This is a genomic window from Polaribacter vadi (genome assembly GCF_001761365.1).
GTDB lineage: Bacteria > Bacteroidota > Bacteroidia > Flavobacteriales > Flavobacteriaceae > Polaribacter > Polaribacter vadi.
Map to the genome: position 1 here is coordinate 2010202 of NZ_CP017477.1, position 14745 is coordinate 2024946.

General features: G+C 30.3%; 15 protein-coding genes. 9 read left to right on the forward strand and 6 right to left on the reverse strand.

Features of this window, described 5'->3' with window-relative positions:
• Positions 1-28 precede the first annotated feature (28 nt).
• Positions 29-277, forward strand: coding sequence for a DUF1456 family protein (locus LPB03_RS08970; protein WP_065317647.1), 249 nt, complete (start codon positions 29-31; stop codon positions 275-277).
• A 152-nt stretch (positions 278-429) separates the two neighbouring features.
• Here the strand turns inward: LPB03_RS08970 and LPB03_RS08975 are convergent, their stop codons facing one another.
• On the reverse strand, positions 430-798 hold the full coding sequence (locus LPB03_RS08975) for a DUF3127 domain-containing protein (protein WP_026776551.1): 369 nt from the start codon (positions 796-798) through the stop codon (positions 430-432).
• A 5-nt stretch (positions 799-803) separates the two neighbouring features.
• The gene (locus LPB03_RS08980; protein ID WP_065317646.1) at positions 804-1664 is read right to left on the reverse strand and encodes a flavin reductase family protein; all 861 of its coding nucleotides are present in this window, start codon (positions 1662-1664) and stop codon (positions 804-806) included.
• Between the two features lie 173 nt (positions 1665-1837).
• Between LPB03_RS08980 and LPB03_RS08985 the strand changes: the two genes are divergently transcribed.
• The gene (locus tag LPB03_RS08985; RefSeq protein WP_065317645.1) at positions 1838-2995 is read left to right on the forward strand and encodes a sensor histidine kinase; all 1158 of its coding nucleotides are present in this window, start codon (positions 1838-1840) and stop codon (positions 2993-2995) included.
• A 244-nt stretch (positions 2996-3239) separates the two neighbouring features.
• On the opposite strand, the gene LPB03_RS08990 is transcribed toward LPB03_RS08985, so the two are convergent.
• Positions 3240-3629 (reverse strand): HIT family protein, encoded by a 390-nt coding sequence (locus LPB03_RS08990; protein WP_065317644.1) that lies wholly within the window; start codon positions 3627-3629, stop codon positions 3240-3242.
• Positions 3630-3854: 225 nt separating this feature from the next.
• Positions 3855-4328 carry a transcription elongation factor GreA gene (greA, locus tag LPB03_RS08995; RefSeq protein ID WP_065317643.1) on the reverse strand — a complete coding sequence of 158 codons (474 nt, stop codon included), beginning with the start codon at positions 4326-4328 and terminating at the stop codon, positions 3855-3857.
• Between the two features lie 108 nt (positions 4329-4436).
• Between greA and LPB03_RS09000 the strand changes: the two genes are divergently transcribed.
• The 5 genes from LPB03_RS09000 to LPB03_RS09020 all read left to right on the forward strand — a co-directional run bounded on the left by LPB03_RS09000 (position 4437) and on the right by LPB03_RS09020 (position 9996).
• On the forward strand, positions 4437-4853 hold the full coding sequence (locus LPB03_RS09000; RefSeq protein WP_065317642.1) for a Rieske 2Fe-2S domain-containing protein: 417 nt from the start codon (positions 4437-4439) through the stop codon (positions 4851-4853).
• Between the two features lie 53 nt (positions 4854-4906).
• A complete protein-coding gene (locus tag LPB03_RS09005; protein ID WP_065317641.1) occupies positions 4907-6064 on the forward strand; it encodes a 5-(carboxyamino)imidazole ribonucleotide synthase in 1158 nt (385 codons plus the stop codon).
• A gap of 2 nt (positions 6065-6066) precedes the next feature.
• Positions 6067-6549: a 5-(carboxyamino)imidazole ribonucleotide mutase gene (gene purE, locus LPB03_RS09010; protein ID WP_065317640.1), complete on the forward strand. Its 483-nt coding sequence runs from the start codon at positions 6067-6069 to the stop codon at positions 6547-6549.
• 169 nt (positions 6550-6718) lie between these two features.
• Positions 6719-8734: a M3 family metallopeptidase gene (locus tag LPB03_RS09015; RefSeq protein ID WP_065317639.1), complete on the forward strand. Its 2016-nt coding sequence runs from the start codon at positions 6719-6721 to the stop codon at positions 8732-8734.
• 35 nt (positions 8735-8769) lie between these two features.
• Positions 8770-9996, forward strand: coding sequence for a carboxypeptidase-like regulatory domain-containing protein (locus LPB03_RS09020; protein ID WP_065317638.1), 1227 nt, complete (start codon positions 8770-8772; stop codon positions 9994-9996).
• Positions 9997-10077: 81 nt separating this feature from the next.
• On the opposite strand, the gene LPB03_RS09025 is transcribed toward LPB03_RS09020, so the two are convergent.
• Entirely contained in the window at positions 10078-11319 is a 1242-nt protein-coding gene (locus tag LPB03_RS09025; RefSeq protein ID WP_065317637.1) for a glycosyltransferase, read from the reverse strand.
• Positions 11320-11793: a heme-binding domain-containing protein gene (locus LPB03_RS09030; RefSeq protein ID WP_065317636.1), complete on the reverse strand. Its 474-nt coding sequence runs from the start codon at positions 11791-11793 to the stop codon at positions 11320-11322. It lies immediately after the preceding gene.
• 105 nt (positions 11794-11898) lie between these two features.
• On the opposite strand from LPB03_RS09030, the gene lpdA reads away from it, so the two are divergent.
• A complete protein-coding gene (lpdA, locus tag LPB03_RS09035) occupies positions 11899-13299 on the forward strand; it encodes a dihydrolipoyl dehydrogenase (protein ID WP_065317635.1) in 1401 nt (466 codons plus the stop codon).
• A gap of 68 nt (positions 13300-13367) precedes the next feature.
• Positions 13368-14699, forward strand: coding sequence for an aminodeoxychorismate synthase component I (pabB, locus tag LPB03_RS09040; RefSeq protein WP_496559460.1), 1332 nt, complete (start codon positions 13368-13370; stop codon positions 14697-14699).
• Positions 14700-14745 lie beyond the last annotated feature (46 nt).

The window sequence follows — 14745 nt, forward strand, 5'->3', positions numbered from 1 at the left end:
GTATCACTAATAAACGTATATTTATAGTATGGGATTAAGTAATAATGATATTTTCAAAAAATTAAGAGTCGCTCACAAATTACGTGATACAGATATTATAGAAATTTGTGCTTTGGTAGATTTTAAAGTTTCTAAAGCTGAACTAGGTGCCATTTTTAGAGCTGAAGAACATCCTAAATATATAGAATGTGGAGACCAATTTTTACGTAACTTTTTGAATGGTTTGGTTGTTCATTTACGTGGACCAATGCCAAAGAAAAAAGAAGAAAAGAAATAAAATTCTTTTTTTTTGACGAATAGACTTCGCTTCGCTTTTGGATGCAAGAATCAATACTAAATAAAAAGAAGCAGAAAATAAAATTCATAAAAAAAAGAGTGCAAATTTTAAAATTTGCACTCTTTTTTTATCTTGTTTCTAAAATCTAAAATTTAGAAAGGTAAATCATCTGGTTCATCATCAGATACGTTAGATGCTGGCTCAAACTGATCTACAGGTGGCAGGTTTTGTGCTGAAGCCCCTCCAGAAATACCTTCAATTCTCCAACCCTGAATAGAGTTAAAATATTTAGCTTCTCCTTGTGGGTTAATCCATTCTCTACCTCTTAAATTAATCGAAACTTTTACATCTTGACCAACTTTATAATTATTTAATAAATCTGTCTTATCCTGTACAAATTCAATCATAATCATCTGTGGATATTGATCGTCTGTAGTTACAACCAATTCTCTTTTTCTAAATCCGTTTGCACCAAACGTTTGTACTTCTCCAATTAATTTTACTTTACCAATAACTTCCATAATATTTATTTTAATAAAAGCACTTTCCAAGCACTTTCTACATCGTTCTTACTTAAAAAATCTTGGGCAAATGTATGTTTTTTTGTAGTTTCTAACCCAATAAATTGCGGATGTTCTTTCGCAAAGTTATTAACAGTTTCATCAGAAGGCAATTGTTCTACGTTTCCTAACATACCCAAATTATTACCTGTAAGTATTGTACTATTTCTAATTTCAGTAGGAATTTGATCAACTCCCATTCCTAAAGTTGAGATTGGTTTATCAATTTCAAAAAAACCATCTCTAGCTCTTGTATAATAACTACCTCCTGCTCTAGCAACCAAATCTATTTTATGTTGATCTATAGCTCCATTGTCATCCAAAACAGCCTCAGAAACATGCATTTTAACCACTTCACAAATAATTAAATTCCCTGCTCCACCTTCATCACCTGTAAAAATAACATCTTTTACTTTACACTCAAATTGCACAGGAGATTCTGCTACTCTAAAAGGTTTTATTTTGTCGGATTTTAACATCGTAAAACCTGCTTTTTCAAACTCATTTACCCCTTTTGCATATTCTGTAGAACTTAAAGACATTTGCTGAACAATATCATAATTTACCACATTTATAACTACTTCTTTTGTTGCCAAAGCATTTTCTAACGTGTGTTTTATAGTATTATCTCTTACTCTTCTTGCTGGTGAAAATATTAATGTTGGCGGATTTGAACCAAACACATTAAAAAACGAAAATGGAGATAAATTCGGGTTTCCATCTTCATCTATCGTACTTGCAAACGCAATGGGTCTTGGAGCAATTGCGCCTAATAAATAACCATGTAATTTTCCTGTTGATATTTCTTTTGGATCTATAGAAAGCATAAATAAGTTGTTTATATATCTATTTAATTGCAGCAAATAACTAAAAATAGTTAAATAATTAAAAACCTTTCGACTGCGCTCAAGGAGACATTGAAATAAAAATTTTATACTTGTAAAGATACTATCAAAACTTGAAATGAGTTATATACAAGAAATCTTTATATTTGTTTTTAATGAAAATTTTCTCAAACACCTTATTATTCAAACGAATTACAATTCTTGTTTCTTTTGTAATTGTTACTTTAATTCTTTGGAATACCTATACATTTTTTCAGAAATTTAAACAAGCTGAAAGAGCAAAAATGGAAATTCATGGAGAAGCCATTAAAGAATTAAGGACCGATAATTTAGCAGATTTAGATAAAAATATCTCTGGACTTCCTTTAAATATTATCAGCAGAACAAAAGATATTCCGTTTATTTTGGTGGATGCTGATGGAGCAATAAAAGGCTCAAACAACTTAGATCCTAAAAAAGAAAACGACTCTACATATTTGGCTAATCAGTTAGCCATTATGAAGAAACAAAACAAACCTATTGAAGTAGATTATTTAGGCAAAACAGATTATATTTATTACAGAGATTCAGCTTTATTAGACAAACTCACCTATTATCCTTTAGCTTTATTGTTGATTTTAGTTTTATTCTTAGCTGTAATTTATTTGTTCTATAGTTCTAACAAAGCTGCAGAAACTAATAAATTGTGGACAGGAATGGCTAAGGAAACTGCACATCAAATTGGCACACCTTTATCTTCTCTATTAGGTTGGATTGCCATTTTAAAAATGGAAAAAGTTGATGAAACTTATATTCATGAAATCGAAAAAGATGTTCACAGATTAAACACAATTGCCAATCGTTTTTCTAAAATTGGTTCAAAACCAGAACTCAAAAAAGAAAATATTGTAGACATTACAAAACAAGCTTTCGATTATTTAGAATCTCGAAGTTCTAAACAAATAACGTTTTCATTTTCGTCTACAGACAAAGAAATTTACACAAATTTAAATACCGAATTATTTGGTTGGGTGATTGAAAACCTCATCAAAAATGGTATTGATGCTATGTTAGGAAAAGGAAATTTAAACCTACAGATTGAAAGCGAACAAAAGAAAGTAAAAATCACGCTTTCTGACACTGGAAAAGGAATGCCTAAAAAATTATTCAAGCAGATTTTTAAACCTGGTTTTACCACTAAAAAACGTGGTTGGGGCTTGGGTTTATCACTTTCTAAACGTATTGTAGAAGATTATCATAATGGAAAAATTTTCGTTAAAAAGTCAGAAATTGATAAAGGAACTACATTTCAGATTTTGTTGAATAAGGTTTAGTTTTTGGAGCTATTTCCTGCTTTCACTACTCGCTTTTTTTGCTTAAAAAAAGCAAAAAAGAGCTCAAACAGGTCGTTCAATCAGGGCTAGAATTATTTGTAAACTATTGGAATAATTAAAAAATTAGTAAATATTTAGCTAAAAATCTGAACTTTTATTCTCACTGTAATGAGATTTCTCCTAAAGTTTATCTTGAGCGAAGACGAAAGGTCGAAATGACAAAACTGGTTGGAAAACAAAAAAACTATTCAAACTCTTTAGAAATCTGTTCAGCCAAAGCAACAAATTCTTCGCTGCTTAAATTTACTTTGTGTGTAAACTGCATATCACTCATAACATTTGTTGGCACTAAATGAACATGCACATGAGGCACTTCTAAACCAATTACACTCATTCCTATTCTTTTACAAGGCACAGCTTTTTCTAATGCTTTTGCAACTCTGTAAGAAAAATCCATTAAGTTGCTATAAGCTTCTTTTGATAAATCGAAAATTTTGTTTTCTTCTTTTTTTGGCACAACCAAAGTATGTCCTTTTGCATTTGGGTTAATGTCTAGAAACGCAATAAAATCTTCATTTTCTGCAACTTTGTAACTTGGTATTTCTCCTGTAATTATTTTTGTAAATATGCTCATTTTATGGTTTGTTGTTCGTTGTTAAATATAAAAAAGAATTCGGGTTTTAGCAAAGCCAAAACCCGAATTATAATAGTTTTTTTTTAAGTTATTACTTCCTTATAAGTTAATTCAAAAAGTTTGCAAACAAGTGTAGCCCTGATTGAAGCATTTGTTTGAGCTCTTTTTTGCCTTTTTCAGGCAAAAAAAGCGAGTGCTGAAAGCAGGAAATAGCTTCAAATAAAATTATCTAGAAATCTCTATTATCTCGAATTTCATAATTCCATTTGGAACTTGAATTTCTGCAATATCACCAACTTTCTTACCTAATAAACCTTTACCAATTGGCGAGTTTACAGATAATTTTCCGTTTCTAACATCGGTCTCAGAATCTGCCACCAATCTGTAGCTAAACTCCATTCCGTTTGTAGTATTTTTAATTTTCACGTTAGAATGTATTAATATTTTAGAGGTATCTAACTGACTTTCATCTAAAATACGCGCATTTGAAACTACATTTTTTAGTTTGGCGATTTTAAATTCTAAATGAGATTGCTCCTCTTTTGCTGCATGATATTCTGCGTTTTCACTCAAATCGCCTTTATCTCTTGCATCTGCAATTTCTTGAGTTACTCTTGGACGCTCAACTTGCTCCAATTGCAACAATTCGTCTTTTAATTTCTTTAATCCTTCTTCTGAATAATAAGATACGTCACTCATAGTTTTTTAATTTAAAAAATCCCATTGCCTTCACAGGAATGAGATTTGATTACAAATGTACAAAATATTTGTAACTTGCAATCGTTTTTGTAAAAACACACATTTAATATGTATAAAAAAATAATACTTTTAGTTTGTATAACCCTGTTTGTAAATTGCTCTGACACAACCAATTTAACAAACTGTATAAGATCTATTAATTTAAGTACAGTAACAGATTTAAACAACCCTAGTATGATAAATGCGCAAACTCCTGGAGGTTTTGCAGAACTTCCTGGAGGTGTAAAAGGCATTTTATTATTTAATAAAAATGGTACTGATTTTGTAGCTTTCGATAAATTATGCCCAAAAAACGAGTGTACTACTCCAATGGTTCTTGAAGGCAGAGTTTTAACATGTTCTTGCCATGAAAGTAAATATAGCGTAGATTTTGGTGGTGCTCCACAAACTGATGGTTTTGAGTGCCCAGCAATTGAATATAAAGTTACAAAAAACGGAAGTACAATTCGAATCAGTAATTTTTAATAGTTTCTTACTTTTTAGATGCTTATTTTTGCTGAAACACAACAATAACAAACGTGAAAAACTATTTTTCTTCAAATTTTAAATTAGGTATTTTAGGTGGTGGACAATTAGGTAGAATGCTGTTGGCAGAAACTCAAAAATTCGATATCCATACATCCATTTTAGAAAGTAATAAAAATGCGCCTTGTGCAGAAATTTGCAACACTTTTGTAGTTGGAGATTTGCTAGATTTTGAGGCTGTTTACAATTTTGGTAAAACTGTTGATGTACTAACCATAGAGATTGAAAACGTAAATTTAGATGCCCTTGACAAACTAGAGGATGAAGGTTTAACCATTTATCCAAAACCTAGAGATTTACGAATTATTCAAAGTAAAGCAAGGCAAAAAAACTTTTATGTTGATCATCAAATTCCAACAGCTGAGTTTTCTCATTACGCATATTTGCAAGAATTAATACATTCTTACGAAAATGATATTATCGATTTTCCTTTTGTTTGGAAAGCTGCACGATTTGGTTATGATGGAAATGGCGTTAAAATTGTTAGGAACATTACAGATTTACAAAGCCTACCAAAAGTAGAATGTATTACAGAAAAATTAATTCCGTTTAAAAACGAATTGGCTGTAATTGTGGCAAGAAATGCGGCTGGAGAAACAAAAACATATCCTGTTGTGGAAATGGAATTTCATCCTGAAGCAAACCAAGTAGAATATGTAATTTGTCCAGCAAGAATCGATTTTAAAGTGGCAGAAAAAGCTAGAGAAGTCGCTTTAAATGTGGTTAGTAAATTAGATTTTGTTGGTTTATTAGCGGTTGAAATGTTTCAAACTGCAGATGATAAAATTTTGGTAAACGAAGTTGCTCCAAGACCACATAATTCTGGCCACTATTCAATTGAAGCGAGTTATACCAATCAATTTGAGCAACATTTACGTGCTGTTTTAAACCTTCCTCTAGGAAATACAGCCAGCAAAGTTGCAGGAATTATGGTAAATCTTGTTGGTGAAGAAGGTTTTTCTGGTGATGTAATTTACGAAAACATCGAAGAAATTTTAAAGATTGATGGAGTTACACCTCATATTTATGGGAAAAAAGAAACACGTCCTTTTAGAAAAATGGGTCATGTAACGATTGTAAATGCTGATATTGATAAAGCCAGAGAAATTGCACAGAAAGTAAAAGAAACAATTAGGGTTATAAGTAAGTAAATATGATAGGAATAATAATGGGAAGCGATTCAGATCTTCCAATAATGCAAGAAGCAATTGATATTTTAGAGAGTTTTGATATCGCTATTGAAGTAGATATTGTGTCTGCTCACAGAACTCCAGAAAAATTAGTTGAGTATTCTAAAAATGCTCATTTACGTGGAATAAAAGTAATTATTGCTGGTGCTGGAGGTGCAGCTCATTTACCAGGAATGGTGGCAAGTATGAGTCCTTTGCCTGTAATTGGAGTTCCTGTAAAAAGCAGAAATTCTATTGATGGTTGGGATTCTGTTTTATCGATTTTACAAATGCCTGGAGGTGTTCCTGTTGCAACAGTAGCTTTAGATGGCGCAAAAAATGCAGGTATTTTAGCTGCACAAATTATCGGAACTTCAGATAAATGTGTGTTAGATAAAATTATTACCTACAAAGAAGGTTTAAAATTAAAGGTTGAACAAGCAGCGAAAAGAATTCAAAATTCTTAGTTTAAAATTTAAAGTTAATCAACTACTTATTCTTATTTTTATGCCATAAATTCACTACTATTTATTTGTGAAATTATGGCATATTTCATTTAATGAAAAATTTAAAATTATTGTTTAAGATTCAGAATTTAATCTTGAATTTTAAATATTAAACCTTGAACACAAAAACATGAATCCACTTTTACAAGATTTTAATACAGCTCCATTTTCTAAAATTAAAGCCGAACACTATAAACCAGCCATTAAAAAAGGTATCGAAATTGCCAAAGCAGAAATTGATGCCATTGTAAATAATACTGATGCTCCAACTTTTGAAAACACCACAGTTGCTTTAGATTTTTCTGGGGATAAATTAAGCAGAATTACCAGTATTTTTTTCAATTTAAATTCGGCAGAAACTAATGATGAAATTCAGAAAATTGCACAAGAAGTTTCTCCTTGGTTGAGTGAGTTTAGTAACGACATCACTTTAAATGAAGAGTTATTTAAAAGAGTAAAATCGGTTTTTGATGATAAAGAAAATTTAGATTTATCACCAGAACAAAAAATGTTGTTGGATAAACAATACAAAGGTTTTGCAAGAAATGGAGCCAATTTAAACAATGCTGATAAAACAAAGCTTCGTGAAATTGATGCTAAACTATCTAAATTATCTTTACAATTTGGTGAAAATGTGTTGGCAGAAACTAATGCTTTTGAAATGCATTTAACTGACGAAAAAGATGTTTCTGGCTTACCTGAAAGTGTAAAAGAAGCAGCTCATCAATTAGCTAAAGAGCAAGAAAAAGAAGGTTATATTTTTACGTTGCAATACCCAAGCTACATTCCGTTTTTAACGTATGCAGATAATAGAGAATTGCGAAAAGAAATGGCAATTGCTGCTGGTAAAAAAGCGTTTCAAGACAACAAATTCAATAACGAAAAAAACGTTTTAGAAATTGTAAATCTTCGTCAGCAAAGAGCAAATTTATTAGGGTATAAAACGCATGCTCATTTTGTTTTAGAAGAAAGAATGGCTGTTTCACCAGAAAAAGTAATCGCTTTTTCTAATAACTTATTGACAAAAGCAAAACCTGCTGCTAAAAAAGAATTCGAAAACTTAGAAAAATTCGCCAAAAATTTAGATGGAATTGATCAACTTCAAAAATGGGATGGTGCTTATTATTCAGAAAAGCTGAAGAAAGAATTATTCGATTTAGATCAAGAAATTTTAAAACCTTATTTTAAATTAGAAAATGTAATTGATGGTGTTTTTGAAATCGCAAATCGTTTATATGATTTAAATTTTGAAGAAGTTTTTAACATCGACAAATATCATCCTGAAGTAAAAACGTATAATGTTACTGATTCAAAGGGTAATTTTATTTCCGTTTTTTATGCTGATTATCATCCAAGGAAAGGAAAACGAAATGGTGCTTGGATGACGAGTTACAAATCTCAATATGTAAAAGATGGTGTAAATGAAAGACCTCATGTTTCTATTGTTTGTAATTTCACAAAACCAACAGCTACAAAACCTTCTTTATTAACTTTTAATGAAGTTACTACGTTGTTCCATGAATTTGGACACGCTTTGCATGGCATGTTAGCAAACACGACTTATAATAGTTTATCTGGAACGTCTGTTTCTTGGGATTTTGTTGAATTACCAAGTCAGATTTTTGAGAACTGGTGTTATGAAAAAGAAGCTTTAGAGTTGTTTGCAAAACATTATGAAACTGGCGAAATTATCCCAATGAAATATGTGGAGAAAATAAAAGAATCTGCAAGTTTTCATGAAGGAATGCAAACTTTACGTCAATTAAGTTTTGGGTTGTTAGATATGAAATGGCATTCTGAAAATCCATCAGCAATAAAAAGTATAAAAGAGTTTGAAAATGATGCTTTTGCTGATACAAAACTATATCCTGATGTTGCAGAAAATGCAATGAGCACATCATTTTCGCACATTTTTCAAGGAGGTTATTCTGCTGGATATTATTCTTACAAATGGGCTGAAGTTTTAGATGCTGATGCTTTTGAATATTTCCTAGAAAAAGGAATTTTTAACAAAGAAGTTGCTACTAAATTCAAAGAAAACATTTTATCGAAAGGTGGCACAGAAAAACCAATGGAATTGTACAAACGTTTTAGAGGTCAAGAGCCAAAACCAGATGCACTTTTAAAAAGAGCTGGATTGATTTAGTAAAAAGTTACATAAATTTGTATTTTTATTATCAAATGAAAAATAAAATTTTACTTTTATATCTTTTATTTTCTGTTTCAATTTCATCGCAAATTGTTATTAAAGGTACTGTTTATCAAAATAATGAGCCCTTGGAAAATGTTGCTGTGTATTTAAATAGTACAATGCTTGGAACAACAACAAACGGAAAAGGTGAATTTTCTCTTCCTGTTAAAGAGGGGCATTATGAATTGATTGTGTCTTATTTGGGTTTTAAAAAAATTAATTACACTTTAAATACTCAAGATTATAAAAAACCATTGAAGTTTTATTTAGAAGAAGAAGAAAGTGTTTTAGGTGAAGTGATTATAAGAAAATCCATCTATGATAGAGCATGGAGAAAAAATTTGAAAATTTTTGAAAAGAATTTCATTGGTGAAAGTAAGTTAGCAAAACATTGTAAAATTGTAAACCCTAAGGATATATATTTTAAATATGATGAAAATAAAAAAATATTACAAGCATTTGCTAGAAAACCTATAATAATTGAGAATAAAGGTTTAGGGTACTCTATAGTTTACGAATTGGTTTATTTTTATAGAAGCGAAGAGTACACCTCTTATTTGGGCTATTCTAAATATCAAGAATTAGAAGGAAATAAACGAAAAATCAAATATTGGGAAAGAAAAAGACTAGAGGCATATAATGGTTCTCCTAGACATTTTTACAAATCTTTGTTAGAAAACAACTTAATGGAAGATGGATTTAGAGTTGATTTATTTGAAAGAATTCCAAACCCAAAAAGACCCTCAGAAGAAGAGGTAGAGAAAGCCAAGGAAATTTTAGGAGAAAATATAAAAATTCCAAGAAATTGGTATATTGAGGATAAAAAGATTCTCACAGCTAAAGATTCAGCAATGATTGTTTTAAATAATAATAACCTACCATTATATGAACATACAACCTATGATTTTAATATTGAAAGAAGTAGAATCATAGGATTTTATAAAAATACAAATTACCTTTTATTTGAAGATAATATGCTTGTATATTATATAAGAGAAGAAAAAGAACAAGCATTTTTAGAAACACAAACATTTGAAGAAAAAGAGTTATCGATTTTTCAACCTTCTTTAGTAATACCCATTAAAAAACCAGTAATTCTTAATGATAATGGAACTTTAAAAAACCCATTAAATGTTATGTATTTTGGTTATTGGTCTTATGAAAAATTTGCAAATTCTTTGCCTTTAAATTATGACCCAACTTTCAGTAAGCAGTAATTCTGTTGGCAGTCAGTTTTCTACTGGAAACTGCGACTGTGAAATGAAAAACTGTTAATAACTGCAAACTAAAGACTGTTTTTACTGATGACTATTTTTAACCTCAATCCATTTACTCATAAACTTAGTAGCTTGTAAAGTTTGATGCTGTAACAAACTTCCCAAAAAGTTTTGTGTTCTATGATTTTCTAAATTATCTTGAATTTCTATAATTCTATTGATAAAAACCGGACTTAACTTTTCTTTATCGAATACATAATTGATAATATTTATTCCTGTTTCTTGCGAAACTTGCCACATTTCTTTATTTCTATACAATTCAGCTGCCATCAATGCAAAATCAGAAAACTTATCATTTACAAAACCTGGCCAAGGAAATCGATCACACATTCCTTCTGCACCAATAGTTGTGGTTACACTTGGGGTTCCACAAACCATTGCTTCTGTTAATTTTCCTTTGATGCCTGCTCCAAAACGTAAAGGCGCTAAAAGAACTCTAGCATTTTCAATAACTTCTGTTGAGTTTTCTGCAAAACCTTTTACAATAAAACCTTCTTTTTTATTGTGCAATTCTTGTATTTGCTGATTTACATAAGCACCATAAATATGAACTTCTGCTTTTGGAAGATATTCTCTTATTTCACTCCAAATTGCATTTTTTAAAGTAATAACTGCATCAACATTTGGTTTATGAAAAAAGTTACCAATAAAAACAAAATGTTCTCTTTGCTCAAAAGTTTTCCATTTTTTAGATTGATGTTCATCAATCTTATCCAACAAAAAAGGTAAATAATAGAGAATATTTGCATCAATCTTAAAAACCGATTTTAGCAAATCCATTTCATAAGTTGAAATAATTAAAGATAAATCGCATCTTAAAATGGAGGCGATTTCTCTTTTTGTATCATTAGATTTTAATAAAGCTTCGTTGGTAAAATCTTCTCCTTTTTTTAATTGTTGATGACGAACTTTGCGTAAAAAATGTAAATCTTCTGTATCTAAAATTCTTAGTGCATTTGAGCAATTTTCTGCAACTCGCCAACCAAATTGTTCCTCAGTCATAAATCGATCAAAAAGAACGATTGTTGGTTTTAGCTCAATGATAAAATCATCAAAAGAAGTCGAATTTAATTCGATAGTAACTTCATCTACATGTAAAGAAGTTAAGTTTGTAGCTTTTTCTGATTTTTGTGCAGTAGATGCAAAAGTTACTTTATAATTTTCATTTAAGAACAATTCAATCAACTGCAACATTCTACTGCCAGCAGCAGAAGAATTGGGCTCAACCCAAACTGTTCCAAGTATTAAAATATGTTGTTTCACTTATTCTGCGCTCATTTGTTGCTTATATTCTGCTTGCACTTTTTTGCCCCAAGTTACAATGGCATCCACTTGTTCTTGTGTTAAATTTGCTTCATCATGAGTCCAAGTATAAGAATCTAATGGCATTTCGCCTTTTTCTACTTCTTCATGCAATTCATCCATTTTATGTTCTTTTTTCTTTAAAGAATATTCACTCCATTTAGAAAAATCAAGATGCTTTTTTCCGTCTTTTATATGCTCATCCAACCAATAATTAACAGGTGTAATTGAGTTATACCAAGGATAATTTGTTTTTGCAGAGTGGCAATCAAAACAACTTGTTTTCATAATAGTCAACACTTCTTCTGTAGGATTTGTTTCTGCTACAAATGCATTTACAGTATCAATATTTCCATCGTTTTTTTCAGGTCCAAAAAACTGAGCAATTATTAATATCAACAATAATGCAATTCCTATTTTCTTTAAAATTTTCATGAGATAAAATTTATAGATTAACAAAAGGTAAATCTACATAATTTGAATAGTATTCTCTAAAATATCCTTATTTTTGTTGTTTAAATGTCAATTAAAAAACATCACATGAAATACGATATTATTGTTATTGGTTCTGGACCTGGAGGATATATTGCTGCAATTAGAGCATCACAATTAGGAAAAAAAGTGGCAATTATTGAAAAATACAGCACTTTAGGAGGAACTTGTTTAAATGTTGGTTGTATTCCGTCTAAAGCATTATTAGATTCTTCTCATCATTTTTACGATGCTGTTCATCATTTTGAAGAACATGGAATTTCGGTTGAAAAGCCAAGCTTCGATTTTACAAAAATGGTTGCAAGAAAAGCCAGTGTTGTAGAAACTACAACTGGTGGAATTAAATATTTAATGGACAAAAATAATATTGATGTTTTTGAAGGTTTAGGTTCTTTTGAAGATGCAACACATGTAAAAATAGCTAAAAATGATGGTTCATCAGAAGTAATTGAAGGAACTGATATTATTATAGCAACTGGTTCAAAACCATCAAACTTACCTTTTATCAACATTGATAAAGAGCGAGTGATAACATCTACTGAAGCTTTAAAATTAAAAGAAGTACCAAAACATTTATTAGTAATTGGTGGTGGAGTAATTGGTTTAGAGTTAGGTTCTGTATATAAAAGATTAGGTGCAGATGTTACTGTAATTGAATATATGGACAAGATTGTTCCAGGAATGGATGCTGATGTTTCTAAAGAATTACAAAAAGTTTTCAAAAAGCAAGGCATTAAGTTTGCAACAAGTCATAAAGTGAATTCTGTTGAAAGAAATGGCGATACTATTGTTGTAAAAGCTACTGATAAAAAAGATAGAGAAATTGAATTTTCTGGAGATTATTGCTTGGTTTCTGTAGGAAGAAAAGCATATACAGAAGGTTTAGGTTTAGAAAAAGTTGGTGTGGAAGTAAACGAACGTGGACAAGTAACCATAAACGACCATTTACAAACTAACGTAAAAAATATTTATGCAATTGGTGATGTTGTAAAAGGTGCAATGTTGGCTCATAAAGCTGAAGAAGAAGGTGTTGTAGTAGCAGAATATTTAGCTGGTGAAAAACCACATATCAATTATAATTTGATTCCTGGAATTGTGTATACATGGCCAGAAGCTGCTGCAGTTGGTAAAACTGAAGAGGAATTAAAAGAAGCAAAAATTGATTATAAAGCTGGTAAATTTTCGATGCGTGCTTTAGGAAGATCTAGAGCAAGTGGAGATTTAGATGGTTTTGTAAAAGTTTTAGCTGATAAAAAAACAGATGAAATTTTAGGAGTTCATATGGTTGGCGCAAGAGTTGCAGATTTAATTATGGAAGCTGCAGTTGCTATGGAATATAGAGCATCAGCAGAAGATTTAGCAAGAATTTGTCATGGTCACCCAACCTATTCTGAAGCTGTTAAAGAAGCTGCAAAAGCTGCTTGGGATGGAAAACCATTGAATGCTTAATATAAAATAAAACTAATAATCAGACCTCACAGGTTTCTTGTGCTGAACTTGATTCAGTATCTGAACCTGTGAGGTCTTGTCATTTAAATATGCAAAGAACTACAAAAACTTTTTCTGTTGATAATATCTCAAAATTTAAAGAGAATTTACTCTTTTGGGCACAACAATTTGAAACTATTTTGTGGTTAGATTCTAACAATTACAAACAGCAATATTCTAGTTTTGATGGTTGTTTGGCTGTTGAAGAATTTACTTCTATAAAAACCGATTATCTGAACGGTTTTGAGAAACTAAAGGAATATCAAACCATTACAAAAGACTATATTTTCGGGTATATTTCTTATGATGTAAAAAATGATGTAGAACGCCTTTCTTCGAATAATTTTGATGGTTTAGATTTTGCTGATTTGTACTTTTTTCAGCCACAAAAATTATTTTTCATCAACCAAAATACTATTGAGTTTCAGTATTTAAAAATGGTTGATGATGAAATTGATGGAGATTTTGATGAAATTAATAAAATTAATTGTCACACTGAGCTTGATGAAGTGAATTCAAAAAATGACATCAAAATAAAACTTCGAATTCATAAAGATGAATATCATTCTAAAGTAAACAAAGTTTTAGAGCATATTAAAAGAGGCGATATTTATGAAGCTAATTTTTGTCAAGAATTTTATGCTGAAAATTCAACCATAAATCCGTTGAAAGTTTACAATCATTTAAATGAAATTTCTACACCTCCTTTTGCTACTTTTCTAAAAATGGAACATCAATATTTATTGAGTGCTTCTCCTGAAAGATACATTAAAAAAGAAGGAACTAAAATTATTTCTCAACCTATAAAAGGTACTGCAAAACGCTTAATTAGTAAAATTGATGATGCCAAAATTGCTTCAGATTTAGAAAGAGATCAAAAAGAACGTTCTGAAAATGTAATGATTGTAGATTTGGTAAGAAACGATTTATCAAAAACTGCAAAAATTGGTTCTGTTAAAGTAGAGGAATTGTGCAAGGTGTATTCTTTTAAACAAGTGCATCAAATGATATCGACTGTAGTTTCTGAAATTGATGAGAAAACGCATCCAATTAATGTTTTACAAAGTACTTTCCCTATGGGAAGTATGACTGGAGCTCCAAAAGTTTCTGCCATGAAAATCATTGAAAATTTAGAAGAAACAAAACGTGGTTTGTATTCTGGAACTGTAGGTTATTTTACACCAACAGGCGATTTCGATTTTAATGTTGTGATAAGAAGTATTTTGTATAATGAAGAAAAAAAGTATATTTCGTATTCAGTTGGTGGCGCAATTACTGCAAAATCTATTCCTGAAAAAGAATATGAAGAATGCTTGTTAAAAGCAAAAGCTATGAAATTTGTCTTACTGAATTCTGAGTAAAAAACAAATCAATACTTTTTAATTTTAGCAGAAACATTATTAATTA